This window comes from Phytoactinopolyspora halophila, assembly GCF_003287285.1.
Classification (GTDB): Bacteria; Actinomycetota; Actinomycetes; order Jiangellales; family Jiangellaceae; genus Phytoactinopolyspora_A; species Phytoactinopolyspora_A halophila.
The window spans coordinates 14,085-35,560 of the sequence record NZ_QMIG01000028.1 but is presented as its reverse complement, the minus strand read 5'-3'; the positions used below and the strand labels follow the sequence as shown (position 1 = coordinate 35,560).

The following is a 21,476-nucleotide window of genomic DNA, read 5'->3' as shown; positions in this document are numbered from 1 at the left end:
TCACGTCGACGGACGTCGGCTGATTCAGTCTCCGACGACCAATGGCTCGGCAAGACGCGTGATCTGATTCGCCATGTCCTTGGCGACCCTTCCGGGCCCGACTTGCGTGAAGGTCTCGACGCCCTTGCCCATCATGTACCGGACACTCTCGGACCACTTCACCGGAGAGCAGATCTGGTCGATCAGTGTCTGTGCGATCTCCTCGTCCGAGTACGGACGCGCTTTCAGGTTGGAGATCACCGGCACCTGCAGGGGCTTGAAAGAATACTGTGTGATGTATTCCCCGAATTCCTTGGCGGCATCGGACATGTAGCGTGAGTGGAAGGGTCCGCTCACGTTCAACTTCACGTACCACGCGCCTTCCTGCGTGAAGTGCTCTTCGGCGGCGTCAATGTCCTCGCGGCGACCGGAGATCACGGTCTGCTGCGGGGTGTTCAGGTTCGCGACGTCGACCGCCTCGAGACCGTTCTTCGTCAAGACGTTCCTGACCTGGTCTTCGCTCAGGCTCATCACGGCGGCCATTCCCCCGCCGCCGACGCTGCTCATCAGCTCGCCCCGGCGCTTGACCAGTTCCAGTCCGGTCGAAAAGTCGAACGCTCCGGCAGCGAAGAGCGCATCGTATTCACCCACGCTGTGCCCGGCAAGGTAATCCGCCCGGTTACCGTCAGCGTGCCACGTCAGGTACTGTAGGGCGTTGACCACGTACAACGCGACCTGCGTGTACTGGGTCTGTCCCAGCTTTCCATCCGGGTCGTTCGTGCACAGCTCTTCGATCGAGTAGCCCAGGATCTCGTTGGCCTGTTCAACCAGCTCGGGATGGCGGGCGAATTCCTCCGCTCCCATTCCCTTGAATTGCGCCCCTTGCCCGGGAAACAGTACTCCGATCACGGCTATTTACCTCCTAATTATTCATCGAAACTCGGGGCAAGCTCGACCGGATGGATTCCAGGTTCGCTAGCTCGTTCCCGAACGGTGTGATTATCGGATATGCGACATATTCTGGATGGCTGCTCTTCATCATGGTGGCCAGCGTCGACGAAGGCGTCAGATCGATGTACGTATAGCTCTCCGCCGCAGGAATGGACGAGATCGCGTCGGTGAACGCGATGGGATTCCGCAACGTTCTCCAGCAATCCACGGGCTCGAACCGCGTGATCGCCCCGCCCGTGCTCGCCGATACGACCGTCGACGCCGGCTCGTCGTATGCCATCGAATCGGCCACTTCAGACACCACATCACGCAGCGAATCCATGGCCGAGGAATGGAAGGCGAAACGCACGGGCAACATGACGGCGATCACGTCGCGATCATCGAGCGCCTGCGCGGCACGCCGCAGCCCACCGCTACCACCAGCGACGATGAAGTGGCGGTCGTGGCTTACCGACGCTATCTCGGTGTTCTCCCGCAGTTCCGGGAGCGAGTTGTAGAGCCCGGGATCGCCGAGCACGGCCAGCATGCCGCCGGGCGGCAGATACCGTTCCGCGGAGCGAGCCAGCTCGACAACAAAGTCCAGGACGCGCTCGGCCGAGATGTGACCGGCCACAGCCATGGCGACGAACTCACCCAAGCTGCATCCGATCAGCCGGCTCGGTATCACGCCATCCTTGCGCAGCACGTCACTCAGCGCGTATTCGATCATGAAGATCGCGGCATTGGACAGCGCGAGATCGTCGCACGGCTCGGACATACCCCGGCGTTCGTCGTAAATATAATCGATCACCGAAATTCCGTGGCGGCTCTGGCACACTGAATTCAACCAGTCCATGCTGCGCCGGAATTCAGCATTCTCTCGATAAAGCGAGAGGGCCATACCAAAGTATTGCGATCCCTGCCCACCGAACAAGAAAATCGATTCTTCGGATATCTGCGTCATCGAGCGCATGTTTCCACTCAAGACGTCCGTCACGCACCGCTCCTGAGGCTATCCGGCACGGTGCCCCGGCAAGTGCCCTGGAGGGCTGACGCGGACGTGGCCAACGACGTCACGAAGCGCCGGGACGCCCCTGACCGACCAGGCCAGCACGTCGTCACGACGGCTCGAAACCCCTGGTCACGCATGGGCTGAGCACCGCCAATCACATCCGGTGGTCGACATCGGTCGTGACACTATACTGACCATGACTAATGGGGCAACCCCTCACCTTCGGGGACGTAGGCGACACAGCGGCAATTCGGGGCAGTCGGGCGCCACCGCGCATCATCTGCCCGAATACATCCGCAGGTCAGCGCATTACACTCCCGGCATGACGGACGGCATGACGGGTATAGTGAACGATGACTAACATTTCGGAGATATCGCCCTGACCGGCATGCAGCCATCAGGTGTCGATACCGACGCTCACCCACGCTGATCAGGTAACTTCCGGCCCACTGTCCCGCCTAGCTGCCTTCGAACAGGGGCGCTCGGGGGGCACGCGCATCACGCGTGCTGCGTGCTTGACTATCGGAAGCATCGGCCTTTTGGGGAAAGCGTGCTGCCTACCCGGCCTGTGAGCTACCCGGCAACGCCAGGGACGGAAACGGGGCACCGGACTCCGTGCGAAGGTCAGTCATCTTCGGATACGCGATGCTCGCGACGAAATCACCCACCCGCGCGGAGGCGGCGACGTAGTGCGAGAAGCTCCGGAACGCCGACGTCATCACCTCGCTTCGGGTCGAGATGCTCTGGACTTCGAACAGATCGAAGGGGACGAGCAGACCGCTCTTGAAGACCTTGGACAACGATTCCTTCGCCGTCCAGATCACGGCAGGAAGGTAGGAACGGTCCGACGCGACGGGATGCCGGTCCATCAGCGCGGACTCGTGTTCTGTCAGGTGCTCGGTCATGGTCGAAAGTGTCCTGCCGTCCAGGACCTCCAGATCGATCCCCAGCGGGCACGCTCGCGGATGGACGAGAGCCATCGCCACACCGTTGCTGTGGGCGATGCTGACCTCGAGGTCTCTCCCGTCCGGACACACGAGTATCGGCTGGTTGAACAAGCCTTGCCGGATCTCGAACGACTCGCGCGCGAGCGCACCGTCGGCGGCGGCACGCGCCGCTTCCTTGGCGACGTATCGCCCGAACGTGAACTCGAGGGCTCGTTTGCGTACCTTGAGCCGATCGCAATACGCCCGCTCGGCGGAGCTCAAGCAGCCGTAGGCGGCATCGTAGGCGGCATCGACCTGCGGCGTGTCGTAGGCGAAGACGGTCAGCTGACACCGGTACAGGGACTCGGAGCCTTGCAGCTGCACGACCTGGGTGCGCAGCCCCTCGCCGATCGGCATCATGACAGCGTCCGGATCAGGCGAGGAGCCAAGGGACTGTTTCCCCGGTAGCGCCGCTCTCGGGGATAGCCGATCGAGACCTCGTGAAACCGGACCCCGTCGACAACGCTCGACCCCGGAATGTGCAAGTGGCCGAAGATGACGTCCGTCGCGCGGTACCGGGTGTGCCAGTCCTCGGTTGCGGTCGTTCCGCACCACTGCGCAAACGTCTGGTGAAAGAGGCGCCGGGTGTGAATTCTCTTGAGGGGATAGTGATTGACCAGGATGGTCTTGCTCTCCCGGGGAATCAGGTCGAGCCGTCGCTGGGACTCGCGAACCCGCTGCGCACACCATGCTTGTCGCGTCGGGTACGGCTCAGGATCCAGAAGGAACTCGTCCGTGCACACGATTCCCTTGTCATAAGCATCTTGCAGCGCTTCCTCGGCCGACATGCCCGCATCCCGGAAGCTGTAGTCGTAGAGCACGAACAGTGGAACGATCACCACCGGCCCGGAATCATCCGGCCACACGGGCATCTCGTCCTCGGGCGTGGTCACGTCGATTCCCCGGCACATGTCGACCAGGTGACGGTATCGCTCTTCGCCACGCAGATCGGCACGATCGTTCTTCATACACCACAATTCGTGATTCCCGGGCACCCAGATCACCCGGGACCACGACTCCCGCAGCCGGGCCAGGGTGTCCCGGATCTGCGCGATCCGCTCGGCCACGTCCCCCGCGACGATGAGCCAATCATCCGGCGAGGAGGGGAGCATGTCGTCGATGAGCGCTCGATTGTCGGTATGGCCGACGTGCAAGTCACTCACCGCATACAGACTCGTCACGACGGCCTCCACGGTCGCGGGCGCGGCGCACCCGTCATCACCATACAAACCCACCAAATCGTATCCATCCGGACCGATCTTGGCACACCGTCGGATGTTGATACCGAGGGGACGACGCTCGTGTCAACGTGGCTACCTGGACTCGGCCATCACGGGGTGCTAGCGTCACTGGTCGCGGATTCTGTCACGTGCCCGAGAATCGCGGGAATTTCCGGAGGTCGGCCAGAGTGTCACACGTGCTGATCATCGAGGACGACTACGAAGCCAACCAGCTCTTGTCCGAGATATTCGCGCGCAGTGGCTACGCGACGACCTCAGCCTATACCGGGTTCGATGGACTGGATCTCGCCGCCCGGGACGACTTCGATCTGGTGCTGCTGGATCTGATGCTCCCCTACAAGAGTGGCGACCGCATCCTCCAAGAACTGCGGCGCCGCTCGGACGTCCCCGTCATCGTCATCTCCGCGAAAGACACCGGTCAGGTCAAGGTCGATCTTCTGCGTCTCGGTGCCGACGATTACGTCACGAAACCCTTCGACGTCGACGAGGTCCTCGCCCGGGCCGAATCCACGCTTCGGCGGGCCGGAAAGGCTATCGAGCCACGGGCAACGCTGAGCTACAAGGACATCTCCTTAGACGAGAGCAGCTGGTCGGTGACGGTCTCCGGGAACTTGGTCACGCTCACGGCCACCGAATTCCGGCTCCTGGCGATCCTCATGCGCAGGCCCAACCTCGTCCACTCGAAGAAGAGCCTCTTCGAAGCATTGTGGGGCGACTATTACGCGTACGACGACAAGCTCATCAATACTCACATGAGCAATCTCCGCAAGAAACTCAAATCCGTGAACCCGGAAACGTCATACATCGAGACGGTCTGGGGAATCGGCTATAAGCTGCACCGCTGACCGGCGCACCACGGTTTTCCCTGGCATTCGACCCGAAGACGCCCGGGGCTCTCGTACCAAGACAGCCAACCACGAGATTTCTCGCCGGATACTGCCCCATCTGGCCAAGAGCGACGAAACACCCGCTCTACTCCCCAGCCTGCCCACCGGGACCTTGCTCGCACGCTGCCCGGGAACGGCGGCACACGATCTTCACATGCTGTTCACCCCGTGCGACAAACGCGAAGATCATGCGGTTATGGACCGTATCATGATCATTCAGAATGACCAAGCATGACCGATCCCGGGCCAACCACGCCCGGGGGCCGGATCATTCCTACGCACTCCTCGCATAAGCCTTTGAGCAGGATAAACACCCCATTTGGCGCGTCGATCTGCGAGGTGAACGCAGAGCGACACCGCCGTCACCTGCGCGTCACCCGCGCCACGGCGACGACAGGCGACCACCATCGCGGTCTAGGCGGCGGCCCGCCGATCGAGTACGCTGCCGTCCGCACGACGCGGCTGTCGCGTCGGGTCAAGGACGGAGTGAGCACCACGATGAAACGGTTCTGACGTTGAATTTCTCTGATCTCGCCAAGTTCTTCGTGTCTCAGGACGAAACAGATCGATCGTTATCGAGTCTGGAAGGACTCTATCCCGCTTACCGCGCTGTCATGGTCAGCGACGGAACACTCACGCAGATGCTGTCAGCCATGCACTTGGAAGACATCGACACGAAGTGCGTCGAGAACGGCCACGGTTTTCCCGAACCCGAGGACTGCAAGTGGCTGGAAATCGACGGCGAGCCGTGCATTCGGCGACGAGTTGAATTGACAGGAGCATCGTCGGGAAAGACATACGTGCGCGCACTGTCGTATCTATACCCACCCCGAATTCCAGACTATTTCTTGGCAGAATTGTCTCGCGCCGGGGCCAGCCTGGGCACCCAGCTATTGCAGTCACGCATTTCCAACAGGCGTGAGCTGATCTGGGTTCGGACTGGGTCAGAGTTCGCCTTCTCACGGCTCTATCGAATCATGTTGCACGACAAACCTGCCATCCTCGTCCGAGAGGATTTCATGGACAATGACAATACGTGACTGACAGGATCACAATTCGAGATCGACCACCACGGGGGCATGGTCCGACGGGCCTTTGCCCTTGCGGGCTTCCCGGTCCACGTACGCATCCGTCACCGCCGCCGCGGCCACCCGGTTGGCGTATACGAGATCGATGCGCATCCCCTGGTTCTTGGGAAACATTCCCGCACGGTAGTCCCAGTAGGTGAACGGGGCGTCGTATTTCAGGGGACGCGGGTACACGTCGTCCAATCCGAGATCACGAAGTTCGGCGAGCGCTGCGCGCTCGGCCTCGGTGACATGCGTCGAATCCACGAACACGGCGGGATCCCAGACGTCGTCGTCGGTGGGTGCGACATTGAAGTCTCCCGTGACGATGAACGGCCGCTTCTCCGCAATCTCCGACCGCAACGCCTCGCGCAACGCCGCCAGCCATTCCAGCTTGTAGGCATAGTGCGGGCTGTCCGGCGAGCGCCCGTTGGGCACGTAGACCGTCCAGAGCCGCAGCGGGCCGCACGTGGCACCAGCAGCGCGCGCTTCGACGACGGCCGGACGGGGAACCTCCACCAGCGCGGCCTCGCCATCGTCCGCTGCGGGTGTGAAACCCGGCTGACCGTCGAAGCCGAGCGAGACGTCGTCAAGGGTCAGGCGGGAGAGAATCGCCACCCCGTTCCAGCGCCCCTCCCCGTGCGCGACGACCTCGTACCCGCGTTTCCGGATGTCCTCTTCCGGGAACGCATCCGCAGAGCACTTCGTCTCCTGCAGGCACAGCACATCGGGTTCGTTGAGGTCGAGCCACTCGATCAGCCGGGGCAGGCGTGCCGTCACCGAGTTCACATTCCACGTCGCCACTCTCACCGCTACCGTCTCACCCCTCGAATACCGTCACCGTTCACATGTCGTCCGCCGACCAGCCGCCCGCACGCCGGCTCCGCCCGGCGCGGTTCGCCACGAGCACTCCACACGGCGAGCGGGTGGGACCCGGCGGAATAACCCTATGATGCGTCCGCGTTCTCGCGAACATGCCTCTTACCGGAGAATACGAACCGAGCACCATGGGATGGGCACGCGAGCAAGCAGAACTCTACGAACGCACCGATGGTGCCGAGGGAGCGACGCTGCGCGACCGCCCCGTCGTCGTCATGACATCGATCGGCGCCAAGAGCGGGAAACTTCGCAAGACGCCGCTGATGCGAGTAGAGCACGACGGTGAGTACGCCGTCGTCGCGTCGCTCGGCGGCGCGCCGCACCACCCGGCGTGGTACTACAATCTCGTCGCCCATCCACAGGTCGAGCTCCAGGATGGAGCGGTCAAGCGGGACTACGTGGCCCGGGAGGTCACCGGGGAGGAACGCGAGATCTGGTGGCGCCGGGCAGCCGAGGTGTGGCCGGACTATGACGAATACCAGAAGAAGACCGACCGGGTGATTCCAGTCTTCGTGCTCACTCCGATCGATTGAGATGAGCACGCCCCAGCGGGCCGTCGCCGTGGACTGGTCCACCGAGGCTAGCCGGCTCAGTGCGGCCGTCACCGAGGACGCGGACTGGTACGCGGCGATGGCGCGTGCACTCGTGCGGCCCACCGACCGGCTGGCCGCCGACATCGGCTGCGGCGGTGCCGGCATGGCCATCGCCCTGGCCGCAGCGCTCCCGCCGGACACACTCGTCATCGGTGTGGACGGCGACGACGACGTGTTCGCTGGTGCCCGGCGCAATGTCGTCCACGCCGGGCTCGACGAGGAGCGCGTCCGGCTGGTGCGTGCCGATCTGCACGAGGAGCTCCAAACCAGTGGCGGCACCGGCCTGGACGCCGCCCGGGGCGCCGACGTCATCTGGGCGGCGGCTTCGATCCACCACCTCGGCGACCAGCAGGCCGCGCTGGACACTCTGGCCGGCCTCCTCGCTCCGGGCGGCCGGCTCGCGCTGGCCGAAGGCGGGCTACCTCGCCGCCACCTCCCGTGGGATCTCGGTCTCGGGAAGCCCGGCCTCGAAGCCCGCCTGCACGCCGCCGAGGACCGGTGGTTCGCCCGGATGCGCGCGTCCCTGCCCGGCAGCGTGCGCATGCCGTACGGATGGCCCACGGCACTGCGGCGCGCCGGACTCGTCGATGTCGCCACTCGCACATGGACGTTCCACACTCCCGCTCCGCTCGACGAGTCCGCCCGGGCCAGGGTGCTCGACAGCCTCGCCCATCGGGTCAGGCGAGTCACCGATGACGGTGAGATGGCCGACGACGATGCCCGCGCCTGGTCCCGGCTACTCGACCCGGACGATCCCGAGTGGCTCGGACACCGCGACGACGTGTATTCGCTCAGCGCACGCAGCGTCTACCTCGGATACCGTGCCCCGTCGGACGGGTGAAATCGAGATCGTTTCCGGAATCGTCGCCATTCGATGCTCGCCACATGTCGAATTGGGTGTATGCCGTTCGTGTAGGAGGTGAGACGCCGGCACGGTGCCGGAGCAACGTCGAACCTTCGAGGAGGAACATCCCATGAAGCAGTACTTGCTGAGCATCTACCAGCCCGACGGCCCGCCGCCATCCGCCGAGTTCCTGGAACCGATCATGCGGGACGTCAACGCCGTGAAGGACGAGATGAAGGCCGCCGGCGTGTGGGTCTTCAGTGGCGGACTGTATCCCCCGGACACCGCCACCGTCGTGCGCGCCCACCAGAACGACGTCCTCACCACCGACGGTCCGTACATCGAGGGCAAGGAGCACATCGGCGGTTTCACCGTCATCAAGACGGATAACCTCGACTCCGCGCTCGCCTGGGGGCGCAAGCTCGCCGAAGCCCTCGTGCACCTGCCGGTCGAGGTGCGCCCGTTCTACGACGAAGACGAAGGGTGACCCGTAGCGTGCCGGTCCTGCCGACCTCGGAGATCGAGCGGGTGTTCCGTGAGGAGTACGGCCGCGCGGTGGCCGCACTTGTCCGCCGCATCGGCGACATCGATCTCGCCGAGGAAGCGATCCAGGACGCGTTCGCCACCGCCGTGCAGCGCTGGCCGTCGGACGGGCTGCCACCCAGCCCGATCGGATGGATCATCACCACCGCTCGCAACCGGGCGATCGACCGCCTTCGCCGCGAGGCGTCGCGGGAGGACCGGCACGCTCAAGCGGCCCTGCTGCATTCCCAGCTCGACCCCGACGACGAATCTGGTGAGGAGGGCGCCGTGCGCGACGACCGGCTGCGCCTGATCTTCACCTGCTGCCATCCGGCGCTTGCCACGAGTGCGCAGGTGGCCCTGACGCTTCGGCTCCTCGGCGGACTCACGACTGCGGAGATCGCGCACGCCTTCCTGGTGCAGGAGCCGACGATGGCGCAGCGGCTGGTGCGGGCCAAGGCCAAGATCCGCGATGCCGGGATTCCGTACCGGGTTCCGGACGACTCCGACCTTCCCGAACGCTGCCGGTCGGTGCTCGCCGTCGTCTACCTCATCTTCAACGAGGGTCACACGGCGAGCTCGGGCGACCAGCTGCTCCGTCCGGATCTCTGCAAGGAGGCGATCCGCCTCGGACGGCTACTGGTCGAGCTCATGCCGGACGAACCCGAAGCCGTGGGATTGCTCGCGCTCATGCTGCTCACCGAGTCGCGCCGGGAGGCCCGCACCGGCCCGGACGGTGAGCCGATCCTGCTGGCCGACCAGGACCGGAAACTCTGGAACCGCGAGCTCGTTGTCGAGGGCCAGGCTCTCGTACGCGCGTGCCTGCGGCGTGACCGGCCCGGCCCGTACCAGATCCAGGCAGCCATCAACGCCGTCCACAGCGATGCTCCCACCGCCGCCGCCACCGACTGGCGGCAGATCCTGCAGCTCTACGACCACCTCCGGGCGATCGATCCCAGTCCGGTCGTGGCCCTCAACCGGGCCGTGGCGGTCGCCGAGGTCGAGGGGGCGCAAGCGGCGCTCGCCGTCGTCGACGAACTCGGCCTCGATCACTACTACCTGTTCCACGCCATCCGGGCCGATCTGCTCCGGCGCCTGGGCCGCACCGGTGATGCAGCACGGGCCTACGAGGCGGCAATCGCCCGGACCGAGAACGCTGCCCAGGTCCGATTCCTCGACCGCGCTCGCCGAACGCTGTCACATCAGGCGTAGACAGGTCAGCCGGGGCAGCTCAGCCGAGACAGGTCACCGCTGGAAATCGTGATGGTGTCGCACGAGCTCGTCCGGCACCGTGGCGCGCCGGCGCGGCAGGTACGGCCCCGGCCATCGGAAGATCCAGATCCCGCTGTTGAGGACCATGTCCTTGTACCAGACGGCCTTTCGCCCCGTCAGCACTGCCAGGGGTCCGCTGCGCGCGCGTTCATCGACCTTGCCGACGAACTGCACCACGGCGTCGCGATGGCATCGCCCCACTCGCCGCGGGCTGCTGCCGCGTCGCCGACGACGTAGACGTCCGGGTGGGACACGGAGCGAAGATAGGGATCCACCAGGGCACGGCCGCGCTCGTCGACGGCCAGTCCGGCGTTCGCCGCCAGCGCCGGTACCCGGAATCCGCCTGCCCACAGGCACAGGTCGAACGGCACGTCTGCACCACGGGAGAGCCGGACCGCGCCGTCGTCGACCTCGGTAATCTCGCTGTGCGAACGCACCCGGATTCCGAGCCGTCCGAACGCCTTCCCCAGGTATGCGCGTGCCCTGGGTGACAGCCAGTCCCCGGGCTCACCACGCGTGATCAGCTGGACGGTCGTGTCCGGGTATCGCTCGGCTACTTCGGCGGCCGTCTCGATACCCGTCAGCCCACCCCCGCACACGGCTACGGTCCCGGTCGCCATGCCCCCCAGCCGCTCGGCGATTCGCGGCGCCTCGGCGGGGTCGAGCGTGTGCGCGTGGGCGTCGATCCCCGGAACGGCACGCGTGTCGGTCGCGCTGCCCAGCGCGTAGACCAGCGTGTCGTAGTACAGCGACGTCTCGCCGTCACGGGTGGTGATCTCCACCCGGCGGCCGGCCAGGTCGATGCCGTGGACCCAGCCCACGGTGAGATCGATCCGCGTTCCGCGGATGACCTCCGCTAGAGACGGGTGGGATACGACCTGTCCCGTCGAGACCTGATGTAACCGTGGTCGCTGGACGAAGTGGTCGCGTGCATTGACGAGATCCACGGACACCATGTCCGGGTGGACCTGCTTGGCCAGGCGGGTCGCTGCCGCCAGCCCCGCATATCCTGCGCCGAGAACGACCACCCGGTGTTTGCCACCCATACCGACCTCCCGGATCCTTCGCTCATCCCTCTAGAGGGAGACGAGGTGGCCGGTCGGTCTCGTGACATCTCAACGAGCGACATCTCGGGGAACTCTGGACGCGCCGACGGTGACAACCTCGGGCTACGGTGTGGAGCTCAGCTCGCGCAGCCCGGAAAGAACCGACATTATCGAGGTCATCACCTTGATAATGTCGGTCTTTTCACCCTTCGCGCGCCAGAGGGGCAACCATCTACGTGTTGGCGATCTGGATGAGGTTGCCACAGGTGTCGTCGAAGACGGCGGTCGTCACGTCACCCGCAGCCACGGGTTCTTGCGTGAATGCAACGCCGAGCGTTCGCAGCCGTTCGAACTCGGATTGCACGTCGTCGACGGCGAAGGACGTGAGCGGGATCCCGTCCTCCACCAGCGCCTGCTTGAACGGGCGGACGGCAGGATGACCGTCGGGCTCGAGCAACAGTTCCGTGCCGTCGGGGTCCTCCGGGGACACGACGGTTAGCCAGCGCGCGTCACCGAGCGGGACATCGGCCTTCTTCACGAAGCCGAGCGTCTCGGTGTAGAACCTCAGCGCCTTTTCTTGATCGTCCACGAACACGCTCGTCACGACAATTCTCATCGGTCATGCTCCCTTACTGGTTCCCGGGCCACCGCGTCGCGATGTTCCGGAGTGGCGATGTGTCGATGAAGTGATACTTGTAGCGGCCCTCACGTCTCGTACGCACGAGCCCGGCCGATTCGAGTACCTCGAGGTGCTGCGATATCGCCTGGCGCGACGAACCCGAGCCGTGCTTCATGGTGAGCCGGGTACAGATCTCGAACAGCGTCTGACCGTCGCGGTCGGTGAGCTCGTCGAGGATGGCACGTCTGGTCGGATCGGCGAGCGCCTTGAACACGTCACCCATCACTGACCTCTTCGGCCATGCGCCACGACCACACTGGACTTCGGCCCGCTCACGCCAGGTTCAGCTGCCACGAGACGCCGAACCGGTCGTTCAGCCATGCGAACTTGGTACTGAATCCATACGACCCCAGCGGCATCAACTGCTCGCCGCCATCGCTGAGCGCTGCGTGAAGGCGGTCGATCTCGTCCTCCGTTGTGCAGTTGACGAACAGGGAGGTCGAGGGGGTGAAGCTGAAATCGTGCTGCATGACGCTGTCAATGCACATCAACTGCTGCCCGGCCAGCGAGACCGTGGCATGTTCCACGCTTCCCTCGGCGCCGGCCCCGTCAGGGCCGTACCTGCTGATCGCGATGACCTCGGCGTCGTCGAACAGCGACATGTAGAGCGTCATCGCTTCTTCGGCCTGGCCTTCGAACATCAGCATTGTTGTGATCTTCTGTGGTGTCGTCGGCGACATCGGTCCCGTTCCTTTCGAGCATCCGTGGTGACGGCCTCAATTATGCAAGTAAATACTTGCCTGTCAATACGAGGTCCACCGCGGCGACACGCCCGCCGCCAGGGGCCAATCTGGCGATCTCGCGAACACACGTTCTATTGTGCCTCCTGTGCCAGGCGCGATAGATCATGACAAGCAAGAAGTCCTCAACAGCCATTGGCCCACCGACCCGCTCGCCTTCAAGGTGCGCGAGCCGAGCATCCCGGTCCGGGTACGGCTCGTGTGGGAACACGACGGCGAGACGTTCGTTCCCGGCTGGGCCACCAAGTGGAACGCGAGCCATGTCTACGTCGCGATCGATGATCACCGCACCGATCTCGACGGCATCTGGGTCAAGCCGGCCGATGTCTATCGCAGCTCGCCACGCCTCCGACGTCGCAGCGGCGCCGAGCCGAACTTCTGATACGCGACCGGCCGAGTTCGGCATCACCGCGGTTGACTCACGGGTCACTACTGCGGCCGCCCGCGCGGGCGGCCAGCTCGTCGATGATCCCCGCTGCGATCGCCTGCGCATACGCCGCACCAGGGCACGCATGCTCGCCAGCACCGAATGCGAACCGGTCAACGAGCACCGCCGGGTCTTGGTTTCCCGTCGCGAGATCCAGCTCCACAACGACACCGGGCGGAACATCCGCGCCGCCGATGCGAGCTGGTGCGGTCGCAAGCCGCCTGGTCACACGCACGGGTGGGTCGTGGTGCAGCGTCTCCGCCAGAGTCGCGTCGGTCGACTCGGCCGAGCACGGGCGGCCACGCAACTCTCGCATCGCATTCTCGACGAGCCCGGCAGTAGGGAGTGTGCCCTGCATGAGCAGTCCCACGCGCGCGGCAGCGGCCTCATCCGCGCGGCCACCGAAAGCATCGACGAGCCGGGCAACCGCCTGATCTACCTCCGGGCTCGCCTCGACCTGCGGGTGATACGCCCGCGCCGCCGCGACGATGTCCGCGACGTCGACAGTCAACCCGAAGGCTGCCGCAAGCGTTCCGGCTACTACCGCTTCGGTATCGTCTTCCCCCTCCCACCGCGTCGCCGTCCGGCGAGCAGCATCACGGCGCAAGGCGATACCGTCCAGGCTCGCCAGTGCTCCAGCCGCCTGGGCACGCCGACGCCGGTGGTCCTCCCCCGAGCTGAACCGCGCAACGTGTGCCCGTAGCCAGCGCATGGTAGCCGGCGGCCCATCGTCTGGCACCGGTGGCACGACGAACCGCGGGTCGGTCAATACCGCCCAGATACCCGAGTGGGTGGTGATTCGCATGACCGCCAGGCTAGGGGGCACATTGTTCGGCGCCTGCCGAACACTCGTCGGCCAGAATGGAGATATGTCGCAGCAGCTGGAGCCGACTCCGAACACGCGCGGCACGGCGCTCGCAGAACTGGCCGCCTTGCTCGCTGATCACACCCGGGCGGCGTTCTGCCTCGCGCTTCTAGACGGACGTGCGTGGACCGCTGGCGAGCTCGCACGCCATGTCGGGGTGGCGCGCTCGACAGCCAGCGAACATCTGGACCGGCTGGTCGCACGCGGGCTGCTCGCCGAGCGACGGCAGGGGCGCCACCGCTACATCCAGCTGACCGATCATCGGGTGGCCGAGCTGATCGAGGATCTCGCCGCAGCGGCGCGACCAGTACGTGAGCGTGGACGCACCTTGCGAGCCGCCACCACGTCGACCGCGCTGGCACGCGCGCGCACCTGCTATGACCACCTCGCCGGCCGGCTCGGAGTAGCGGTCACGGACGCCATGGCGCAGCGGGGATTCCTCGATCTGAGCAGTGGCATTGCACTGACCGATGCCGGGCATTCGTGGCTGGCGGACACGATCGGCATCGATATGGAACGGTTGCATGCCGGCCGTCGGCCGTTGGTGCGCTCCTGCCTCGACTGGACCGAACGGCGCACTCACCTGGCCGGCGCCGCTGGTGCTCACCTGTGCCAGCAGTTCCAGGAGCGCGAGTGGATTCGGCGCATCGGTACCGACCGGGCTGTACGGCTCACGTCCGCCGGACAGGCCGCGCTGTCTGGCCTGCTCGGGATCGATCCGGCAGCCCTCGACCTCGAGCCCGCGTCTCTCGCCTGATCGGCGTGAAACCGAATGGGCGAGCGGGACTACTGACTCGGAGTAGAATTTCCTGGCTGTAGACTTTCGACCCTCATGTTTTCGTATGTTGTGACCGGTGGAGGACGCGGCGTCGGCCGGGCGGTCATCGAACGGCTTCTGGACGCCGGACACGTCGCCGTCGCGATCGAACTCGACCAAGGGTCCCTCGAATGGGCCGACGAGCACCCGGCCAGTGATCGAATCGAAAAGGTGATCGGCGACGCCGCCGACGAGACCGTGTTGCATCACGCTGTCGAGCGCGAGCAGTCTCGTGGGCAGCTGTCCGGCTGGGTCAACAACGCGGCCATCTTCCGGGATGCCACGCTGCACACGGATGGCGCCGCCACCGTACTCCAGCTGGTGAACGCGAACCTCGAAGCCACGCTCGCGGGATGCGGAGCAGCCGTGCGAGCCTTCCTGTCGAGCGGGACCGCCGGCGCGATCGTGAACGTTTCATCTCATCAAGCACAGCGACCAGTACCCGGGTGCCTGCCGTACGCCACCGCCAAGGCCGCCATCGAGGGATTGACGCGGTCCGTCGCTGTCGACTATGGCCAGCACGGCATCCGGGCCAACGCGGTCGCCCTGGGAACCATTGCCGTCGAACGATATGTGCACGACGTCGAGCGCTTCGGTCCCGCAGAAGGCCAGAGCTGGGCACGTGACACCGAGCTCCTGCACGCGCTCGAACGGGTCGGCCGCCCCGACGAGGCCGCCGCGGCCATCGTGCACCTGCTGTCCGAACAGGCGAGTTTCATCAGCGGCGCGGTGCTGCCGGTCGACGGAGGCCGGTCTGCGTTGGCGCGCGAACCACACCCTCCGGAGGAGCAGGACCCCGGAGACTGATCGTTTCGTACGGCACCACGAGATGCTCACCCGAAGGCAGAGCGGAACCGTTCACGCAGGTCACCGAGGCGCTCGACCGGTTCGTTGGTGAAGACCAGCCGCAGGTACGCGTCGCCGCTCGGACCCCAGCCGTACATGGGTGTGGCGGCGACCTTCGCGCGCTCGAACAGCCGCGTCGATGTTTCGGCCGGGGTGAGATCCAGCGCCGTGGTATCGACGAGCAGCGACCAGCCACCGTGCGGACGCACGCACGGGTAATCGGCGAGCTGGTCGAGAATCGTCTCGCAGCGCTGCTGCCAGATGCGGCTCGCCGCGGCCACGTCGTCATCCGCGCTTGTGGCGTCGAGCGCATCCGCGACCGCCTGCTGCGCGATGCCGACCTGGCAGATCACATTGGTGAGACCGACCAGCCCGATGTCGGAGATGATCGAAGCCGGGCCGACCACCCAACCGACCCGCCAGCCGATCATCCGCAGCTCCTTGGATGCCGAGCCGACCGTGATGGTGCGCTCGGCCAGCCCTGGATGGCTTGCAGGATGGCTCGGCCCCCGCCCGTCGAATCGGATACGTTCCATCGCTGCGTCGTAGATGAGCCACGCCCCGTATCGTTCCAGCGGCTCGCGCAACGCGCGCCAATGCTCGTCGTCGAGCACCGCGCCTGTCGGCATCGCCGGCCCCATCATCAGCACCGCGGCCGTGTTCGGGCCGACGGCCTCGGCGAGCGCTTCCGCGTCGGTACGCCACCCCTGCGGGGTGGCCGTTGCGCGCACGAACCGGGGAACCCCACCGACAAGCAGGATCCGGTTGATCAGGCCGGCGTAGATGGGATCGCACACCACGACGTCCTGGCCGGGTTCGACGGTCGCCAGCAGCGTGTTGAGGATGCCGTTGAGACCACCGGCGACGGAGACGCACTGCGTATCGGCGTCGTAGGCGTGCCCGGCGATCCGCCCGACGTGTGCCGCGGCGGCCCTCCGCAGGGCGGTGTGACCCTGAAACGGCAGGTAGCTGTTGGCATCGTCGTCATCGAGGGCGTTCCGGGTCGCCGCCATCGCCACCTCGGGCGGACGGAGATCGGTGTCGAGATTTTCCAGACGCAGGAACTCCGGATCGCCCAGGGCGTCGGCGGCGTCGCCCACCGCGTCGACGCCGATGCCGGGGATCTCACGCAGCCGGGTCACCGTCATCGCACTCACTCCCATACCACTGGAGTATAAAGATGTACCAGTATACTGATACACATGACCATGTCCAGCAACAGCGCCAGCAGCATCGCGAGCGATGTCGGACGCAACATCCGGTGTATCCGCCGCGCCGCTGGAAGCTCGCTGGCCGAGCTGGCCAGCGCCGCCGACATCAGCAAGACGACCCTGCACGGCATCGAACAAGGCGAAGCCAACCCCACCCTCGGCACGCTGTGGGCACTCGCCACCGCGCTACGGGTATCGCTCGGCGAGTTGCTGGAGCAGCGGCAATCCACGGTGAACGTGGTCAGGGCCAACGAGGGACCCTACGTGAGCGGCGACGCCGTACACGCCCGGTTGCTGCACCGCATCCCGGTACGCGGCAGCGTCGACGTCTTCGACCTACGCATCGACCCGCGCCGGCAGGTCTCACAATCACACGCCCCGGGTGTACAGGAATGCCTCGTCGTCACGCGGGGACGCATCGCAACCGGCCCGGCGGAGGATCCCGCCGATCTCCAGGCCGGCGACTCGATCCGCTTCGTCGCATCATCCGAGCACAGCTACGAGGGCGTCGAGGACGACAACCATGCCCTGCTGTTGATGATCCACCCCGACGACGCGCCCGACACGCCATCGGCCGGGTAGGAGCCATCACGACTTGCGGGCGATGACGGCACCGTTCGCCACCGGTGCGGTGAAGCGAACGACGTCGACCGTGGCGAACCCGGCCTCCAGCAGCCATGTCCGCAGTTCCCCCTCGGTGAAGCTGCGCCCCCACATCTCCACCTGCATGGCCAAGCCCATGAGGGCCGCGTTCAACGGGCCGTCCTCGGTGTCATCGATCAAGAGCTCGCCAATGATCAGCCGACCACCCGGCGGCAAGGCGGCGAAACACTTGTCCAGCAGCACCCGATCATCACCGTCGTTCCAGTTGTGCAGGATCGACGAGAGCACCATCAGGTCGTAGCCATCCGGAAGCTTGTCGTCAGCGAAGAAATCGCCGGGGATCGTCGAGATGCGATCCTCAAGCCCGGCGGCATCGATCTTCGCCTGGGTGAGTTCGCAGACATGAGGCAGGTCGTAGACCGCCGCTCGCAGCTGTGGATACATCCGGCACAGCTCGATGTCCCAGGCCGCGCCACCGCCTCCGACGTCCAGCAGGCTGCGCGCCTCCGTCAGGTCCACGTGCTTGCCGACTTCGCGCGCGGTCACCGACGAAACCGCCGCCATCGCCTCCCAGAAGGTTTCGAGGAGGACGGGATCCGCATCCTCGAAGAGCGTCTGCTGCTGGTCCGGCTCCCATGTCGTGGGGCGGTTGGCGCGCAGCGACTCGGCAAGCCGCATCCACCCGGGGTAGTTGTGCCGGTCGATGAACTCTACCCAGCCACCGAAGTAGTCGGGCCTGCCGCGCACCAGATACCGATCGGCCAACGCGGAGTTGCTGTACCCGTCGCCGCTCCGGATGAGGAGTCCCAGCGCAGCGCAGGCCAACACGAGCGAACGCGTCGGCCGTCGTCGCAGGTTCAGTTGTGACGCGAGCTCCTCCACAGTGCTGCCCGGTCGCTCGGCGAGCGCTCCGAAGACGTCCACCTCGAGTGCCGCCGCAAGTGTCTTGGACACCCACAGCCCGGACGTCATCTCCATGATCGTGCTTGGACCTGCTGCATGAGCGGGTTCGTGAGTCATCACTGCGCACCTCCTCAGCGGCAGAGCGCCGTCGCGGACCCGAAACTAGGGAACGGGCGATCGGGGAAACGGGTCGGCAGCGAACGGGCGATCTGGGCCGAACATCGAACGAAGAAGATCGTTGATTGAGATCAACGATAACTGTGTGCTATATCGGCGTGACAGAGCATCAGCCAGGGGCTTGTTTCGGCCAGTGCCGCTTCACATTGGCCGGCAGCTCGGCCATGGACCCGGGCAGGACCGAAGCACGCTCGGATCACGGGTTCAGGAGCTCTGCACATCCCGGCGGCGGAATCCAGCCACGCCGACACCGATCAACCCGCCAGCCACCGCGACGAGGACCACGATCGGAAGCGCGTCGAAATCCACTCCGGGCAGCTGCGGCACGTGACCGAACGGCGAGAGGTTACGGGCCGGGGAATCGTCCAGCCCCAAGGGTGCCCCGAGCAGGCCGACGAGCACGTCGTAGACGAGCACGAGCCAGGCCGCCTTCACGACACCCGGTAGCACGCCGAACAGGGCAACCACGACTCCCGCCGCCACCCAGATGGCCGGAAGGTACGCCACACCACCAGCGAGCAACTCGAACAGCAACGACGCGTCTTGCTGGCCGGCGGCAGCCGTGACACCGAGCAGCATCGAGCCGGCCAGCATGACGAGTGCACTGCCGCCCGTCGCCACCGCCAGATAGCCGGAGACCCACCGCTGCCGGGACAGCGCCGTGGCAAGCATCGGCTCAACCCGCCCGCTGATTTCTTCGCCGCGCATCCGCAGCGCGGACTGGATCGCAAAGCCAGTGGTGATCAAGGCCAGCATCCGGGTCACGGTGCCGAGAAATGACTCGGTCACCGTAGCTCCTTCCGCGGCGGCGATGATGTCCTGAAGCTGCTCGTTCTCGGCGGCGAACTCCCCCACATCGCCGACGAGTGGCCCGAAGCTGGCGCCCAGGAGGGCCAGTCCGATGGCCCAGGCGATCAGCCCACCACGCTGTAACCGCAACGCCAGCCCGACCGGTCGAACGAGCTGGCTCGTGGCACGCGAACGACCCGGACGCGGAGGCACGAGCGCTCCCCCGACGTCACGGCGGGCGCTCACTACCATGGCGCCGTACGTCACGACGACGGCCAGCGACAGCGACAGCAGCAACGGCCACCACCGCTCGTCGACGAACGCGCGAGTTTCCAGCGACCAGGCGAACGGAGACACCCACGACAGGCCCGTCTCGCTGATGTCGCCGATGGCCCGGAGTACGTAGGTGACGCCCAGCGCCGCCACGCCGACGCCGATGGCGCCCCGGGCGTACTCAGCGACCTGGGCCGCGATCGCCGCTGCCGCGGTGAAGACCAACCCGGCCGCGGTCATCGAGAGACCGAACGTCAACGATCCGGTCCCATCGAGCTCCTCCAAGCTGGACAGGCCGGCCGCAGCGAGCAGGCCGACGACGACGTTCGCGGCGGCGACCACGACGATGCTCGACACCGTGCCAGCGTGCCGCCCGACCGCTGCCGATCTGATCAGTTCGGCCCGCCCACTCTCTTCTTCGGCTCGGGTGTGCCGGATCACGAGGAACACGCTCATGAGCGCGACCAGGATGACTCCGAGGTAGAGCCCTTCGTTCGCAACCATCGCGCCGAGGGTGTAGTTGTCGAGTCCGTAGCCGGGGCCGTTGAACGCGACGAAGATCGGGCTGTCGACCAGCTTCGCACGGCTGTCGAGGTCGGACTGCGTCGGAAAGGTGTCGGCATAGCTCTGGGCCACGCCCACCAGGGATACGACGATCGCGACGATCCAGACCGGAATCCGTATCCGGTCGCGGCGCAGGATGAACCGGATCAGCGTCCCGGTACCTGCCAATGCGCCGTTGCCACTCCGGGCGATGTCGGCATCGCGAGCCGCCGTGGTGGAGATCCCGGCGTTCATCGCGACACCCCGTCCTGGGTGGTGGCGCCAGGAAGTTCAGCGCCGTAATGCCGCATGAACAGCTGCTCGAGCGTGGGAGGCTGGCTGACCAGGGCGCGTATGCCCAGCTCGTGAAGATGTCCGACAACGGCGTCGAGATGTTCGGTGTCCACGTCGAACCGTGCCCGCCCGTCCTCCAGCCGCAGGTCGTGCACGCCGGTGAACTGGCTCACCGAGTCGGCTGGACGGCTGGTCATGACGTCGATCGTGGTTCGGGTCAGATGCCGGAGTTCCGCGAGCGTTCCGGCCTCGACGACCCGGCCGAGGCGGATGATCGAGACATGATCGGCCAGCGCCTCGACCTGGGCGAGGATGTGGCTGGACAGCAACACCGTCCGCCCGGACGCCTTGGCCTCGCGGATGCACTCCTGGAATACCGCTTCCATCAGGGGGTCGAGACCGGCTGTGGGCTCGTCAAGAATCAGCAATTCCGCGTCACTGGCCAGCGCCGCGACGATGGCGACTTTCTGCCGGTTGCCCTTGGAGTAGGTGCGGCCCTTCTTGCTCGGATCCAGATCGAATCGTTCGCACAACTCGTCCCGGTGGCGGGGATCGAATCCATCGCGCAACCGAGCCTGCAGATCGATAGCCTCGCCACCGGTCAGGTTCGGCCACAACTCGACGTCGCCGGGCACGTACGCGAGCCGTCGATGCAACTCCACCGCGTCGTCCCAGGCGTCGCCGCCGAGCACGGTCGCCGTACCGTGGTCGGCTCGCAACAGGCCAAGCAGGATCCGAATGGTCGTGGATTTCCCGGCCCCGTTCGGTCCGAGGAAGCCGTGCACCTCGCCACCCTCGACGACGAGGTTGACTCCATCCAGCGCCCGTGTCGTGCCGAAATTCTTGACTAGGCCTTCCACCGAGATGACGGGTCTCATGCCGCTGTCACTCCGATCTGATTCATGCGGCGGCCGTGCGCGCCTCCAGATTCTGCTGACCATAAAGTAACTTACCGTCTAGTCAGTTGTCTACCATCGGGATGGTAAGTTACCAACCATATAGGCTGGTACCGCGACAATCGGGAACACGAACGAGCACGCGAGAGAGCGCC

The 21,476-nt window shown here is 65.5% G+C and carries 26 protein-coding genes; 11 read left to right on the top strand and 15 right to left on the bottom strand.

Features of this window, described 5'->3' with window-relative positions:
* Nucleotides 1–24 precede the first annotated feature (24 nt).
* The 4 genes from fabD to DPM12_RS19405 all read right to left on the bottom strand — a co-directional run bounded on the left by fabD (nucleotide 25) and on the right by DPM12_RS19405 (nucleotide 4,088).
* The gene (gene fabD / locus DPM12_RS19420) at nucleotides 25–888 is read right to left on the bottom strand and encodes an ACP S-malonyltransferase (RefSeq protein ID WP_112260014.1); all 864 of its coding nucleotides are present in this window, start codon (nucleotides 886–888) and stop codon (nucleotides 25–27) included.
* Nucleotides 889–901: 13 nt separating this feature from the next.
* Nucleotides 902–1,873, bottom strand: a complete 972-nt coding sequence (locus DPM12_RS19415; RefSeq protein WP_281269679.1) for an acyltransferase domain-containing protein — start codon at nucleotides 1,871–1,873, stop codon at nucleotides 902–904.
* Nucleotides 1,874–2,478: 605 nt separating this feature from the next.
* Nucleotides 2,479–3,264: a 4'-phosphopantetheinyl transferase family protein gene (locus DPM12_RS19410; protein WP_158542959.1), complete on the bottom strand. Its 786-nt coding sequence runs from the start codon at nucleotides 3,262–3,264 to the stop codon at nucleotides 2,479–2,481.
* Complete coding sequence (locus DPM12_RS19405; protein ID WP_211659162.1) at nucleotides 3,264–4,088, bottom strand: metallophosphoesterase family protein; 825 nt, start codon at nucleotides 4,086–4,088, stop codon at nucleotides 3,264–3,266. Before DPM12_RS19405 ends, DPM12_RS19410 begins: the two co-directional genes overlap by 1 nt.
* Before the next feature lie 236 nt (nucleotides 4,089–4,324).
* On the opposite strand from DPM12_RS19405, the gene DPM12_RS19400 reads away from it, so the two are divergent.
* The 3 genes from DPM12_RS19400 to DPM12_RS19395 all read left to right on the top strand — a co-directional run bounded on the left by DPM12_RS19400 (nucleotide 4,325) and on the right by DPM12_RS19395 (nucleotide 6,075).
* The gene (locus DPM12_RS19400) at nucleotides 4,325–4,993 is read left to right on the top strand and encodes a response regulator transcription factor (protein ID WP_211659161.1); all 669 of its coding nucleotides are present in this window, start codon (nucleotides 4,325–4,327) and stop codon (nucleotides 4,991–4,993) included.
* 381 nt (nucleotides 4,994–5,374) lie between these two features.
* Nucleotides 5,375–5,548: a hypothetical protein gene (locus DPM12_RS23285; RefSeq protein WP_158542958.1), complete on the top strand. Its 174-nt coding sequence runs from the start codon at nucleotides 5,375–5,377 to the stop codon at nucleotides 5,546–5,548.
* A 2-nt stretch (nucleotides 5,549–5,550) separates the two neighbouring features.
* Nucleotides 5,551–6,075, top strand: a complete 525-nt coding sequence (locus tag DPM12_RS19395; protein ID WP_112260010.1) for a chorismate pyruvate-lyase family protein — start codon at nucleotides 5,551–5,553, stop codon at nucleotides 6,073–6,075.
* A 9-nt stretch (nucleotides 6,076–6,084) separates the two neighbouring features.
* On the opposite strand, the gene DPM12_RS19390 is transcribed toward DPM12_RS19395, so the two are convergent.
* Nucleotides 6,085–6,912: an exodeoxyribonuclease III gene (locus DPM12_RS19390; RefSeq protein ID WP_112260009.1), complete on the bottom strand. Its 828-nt coding sequence runs from the start codon at nucleotides 6,910–6,912 to the stop codon at nucleotides 6,085–6,087.
* Between the two features lie 164 nt (nucleotides 6,913–7,076).
* On the opposite strand from DPM12_RS19390, the gene DPM12_RS19385 reads away from it, so the two are divergent.
* The 4 genes from DPM12_RS19385 (at nucleotide 7,077) to DPM12_RS19370 (ending at nucleotide 10,152) form a co-directional block, all read left to right on the top strand.
* A complete protein-coding gene (locus tag DPM12_RS19385) occupies nucleotides 7,077–7,514 on the top strand; it encodes a nitroreductase family deazaflavin-dependent oxidoreductase (protein WP_112260008.1) in 438 nt (145 codons plus the stop codon).
* Nucleotide 7,515: 1 nt separating this feature from the next.
* Nucleotides 7,516–8,415, top strand: a complete 900-nt coding sequence (locus tag DPM12_RS19380; RefSeq protein ID WP_112260007.1) for a class I SAM-dependent methyltransferase — start codon at nucleotides 7,516–7,518, stop codon at nucleotides 8,413–8,415.
* A gap of 133 nt (nucleotides 8,416–8,548) precedes the next feature.
* Entirely contained in the window at nucleotides 8,549–8,905 is a 357-nt protein-coding gene (locus DPM12_RS19375) for a YciI family protein (protein WP_112260024.1), read from the top strand.
* Nucleotides 8,902–10,152: an RNA polymerase sigma factor gene (locus DPM12_RS19370; protein WP_211659160.1), complete on the top strand. Its 1,251-nt coding sequence runs from the start codon at nucleotides 8,902–8,904 to the stop codon at nucleotides 10,150–10,152. The genes DPM12_RS19375 and DPM12_RS19370 overlap by 4 nt, the downstream gene beginning before the upstream one ends.
* Before the next feature lie 33 nt (nucleotides 10,153–10,185).
* Here DPM12_RS19370 and DPM12_RS23280 read toward each other — a convergent pair whose 3' ends face one another.
* From DPM12_RS23280 to DPM12_RS19350, 5 genes are all read right to left on the bottom strand, one after another.
* Nucleotides 10,186–10,335, bottom strand: a complete 150-nt coding sequence (locus DPM12_RS23280; RefSeq protein WP_158542957.1) for a hypothetical protein — start codon at nucleotides 10,333–10,335, stop codon at nucleotides 10,186–10,188.
* The gene (locus DPM12_RS19365; RefSeq protein WP_112260006.1) at nucleotides 10,329–11,258 is read right to left on the bottom strand and encodes an NAD(P)/FAD-dependent oxidoreductase; all 930 of its coding nucleotides are present in this window, start codon (nucleotides 11,256–11,258) and stop codon (nucleotides 10,329–10,331) included. Before DPM12_RS19365 ends, DPM12_RS23280 begins: the two co-directional genes overlap by 7 nt.
* A gap of 232 nt (nucleotides 11,259–11,490) precedes the next feature.
* On the bottom strand, nucleotides 11,491–11,874 hold the full coding sequence (locus DPM12_RS19360; protein ID WP_112260005.1) for a VOC family protein: 384 nt from the start codon (nucleotides 11,872–11,874) through the stop codon (nucleotides 11,491–11,493).
* 13 nt (nucleotides 11,875–11,887) lie between these two features.
* Nucleotides 11,888–12,160 carry an ArsR/SmtB family transcription factor gene (locus DPM12_RS19355; protein ID WP_112260004.1) on the bottom strand — a complete coding sequence of 91 codons (273 nt, stop codon included), beginning with the start codon at nucleotides 12,158–12,160 and terminating at the stop codon, nucleotides 11,888–11,890.
* A 49-nt stretch (nucleotides 12,161–12,209) separates the two neighbouring features.
* The gene (locus DPM12_RS19350) at nucleotides 12,210–12,617 is read right to left on the bottom strand and encodes a VOC family protein (RefSeq protein WP_112260003.1); all 408 of its coding nucleotides are present in this window, start codon (nucleotides 12,615–12,617) and stop codon (nucleotides 12,210–12,212) included.
* A gap of 148 nt (nucleotides 12,618–12,765) precedes the next feature.
* Here DPM12_RS19350 and DPM12_RS19345 point away from each other — a divergent pair, with 148 nt between their 5' ends.
* A complete protein-coding gene (locus tag DPM12_RS19345) occupies nucleotides 12,766–13,059 on the top strand; it encodes a hypothetical protein (protein ID WP_112260002.1) in 294 nt (97 codons plus the stop codon).
* A gap of 37 nt (nucleotides 13,060–13,096) precedes the next feature.
* On the opposite strand, the gene DPM12_RS19340 is transcribed toward DPM12_RS19345, so the two are convergent.
* Nucleotides 13,097–13,909: a cytochrome P450 family protein gene (locus DPM12_RS19340; RefSeq protein ID WP_112260001.1), complete on the bottom strand. Its 813-nt coding sequence runs from the start codon at nucleotides 13,907–13,909 to the stop codon at nucleotides 13,097–13,099.
* Between the two features lie 64 nt (nucleotides 13,910–13,973).
* Between DPM12_RS19340 and DPM12_RS19335 the strand changes: the two genes are divergently transcribed.
* Nucleotides 13,974–14,726, top strand: a complete 753-nt coding sequence (locus DPM12_RS19335; RefSeq protein WP_112260000.1) for a helix-turn-helix domain-containing protein — start codon at nucleotides 13,974–13,976, stop codon at nucleotides 14,724–14,726.
* Between the two features lie 75 nt (nucleotides 14,727–14,801).
* Nucleotides 14,802–15,593, top strand: a complete 792-nt coding sequence (locus DPM12_RS19330; RefSeq protein ID WP_112259999.1) for an SDR family NAD(P)-dependent oxidoreductase — start codon at nucleotides 14,802–14,804, stop codon at nucleotides 15,591–15,593.
* Between the two features lie 26 nt (nucleotides 15,594–15,619).
* Here DPM12_RS19330 and DPM12_RS19325 read toward each other — a convergent pair whose 3' ends face one another.
* Nucleotides 15,620–16,780, bottom strand: coding sequence for a pyridoxal phosphate-dependent aminotransferase (locus DPM12_RS19325; protein ID WP_112259998.1), 1,161 nt, complete (start codon nucleotides 16,778–16,780; stop codon nucleotides 15,620–15,622).
* 54 nt (nucleotides 16,781–16,834) lie between these two features.
* On the opposite strand from DPM12_RS19325, the gene DPM12_RS19320 reads away from it, so the two are divergent.
* Nucleotides 16,835–17,425, top strand: a complete 591-nt coding sequence (locus DPM12_RS19320) for a helix-turn-helix domain-containing protein (RefSeq protein ID WP_211659158.1) — start codon at nucleotides 16,835–16,837, stop codon at nucleotides 17,423–17,425.
* A 6-nt stretch (nucleotides 17,426–17,431) separates the two neighbouring features.
* Here DPM12_RS19320 and DPM12_RS19315 read toward each other — a convergent pair whose 3' ends face one another.
* The 3 genes from DPM12_RS19315 to DPM12_RS19305 form a co-directional block, all read right to left on the bottom strand.
* A complete protein-coding gene (locus DPM12_RS19315; protein WP_112259997.1) occupies nucleotides 17,432–18,466 on the bottom strand; it encodes a methyltransferase in 1,035 nt (344 codons plus the stop codon).
* 264 nt (nucleotides 18,467–18,730) lie between these two features.
* On the bottom strand, nucleotides 18,731–20,386 hold the full coding sequence (locus DPM12_RS19310; protein ID WP_112259996.1) for an ABC transporter permease: 1,656 nt from the start codon (nucleotides 20,384–20,386) through the stop codon (nucleotides 18,731–18,733).
* Nucleotides 20,383–21,303 carry an ABC transporter ATP-binding protein gene (locus DPM12_RS19305; protein ID WP_112259995.1) on the bottom strand — a complete coding sequence of 307 codons (921 nt, stop codon included), beginning with the start codon at nucleotides 21,301–21,303 and terminating at the stop codon, nucleotides 20,383–20,385. The genes DPM12_RS19310 and DPM12_RS19305 overlap by 4 nt, the downstream gene beginning before the upstream one ends.
* Nucleotides 21,304–21,476: the final 173 nt, after the last annotated feature.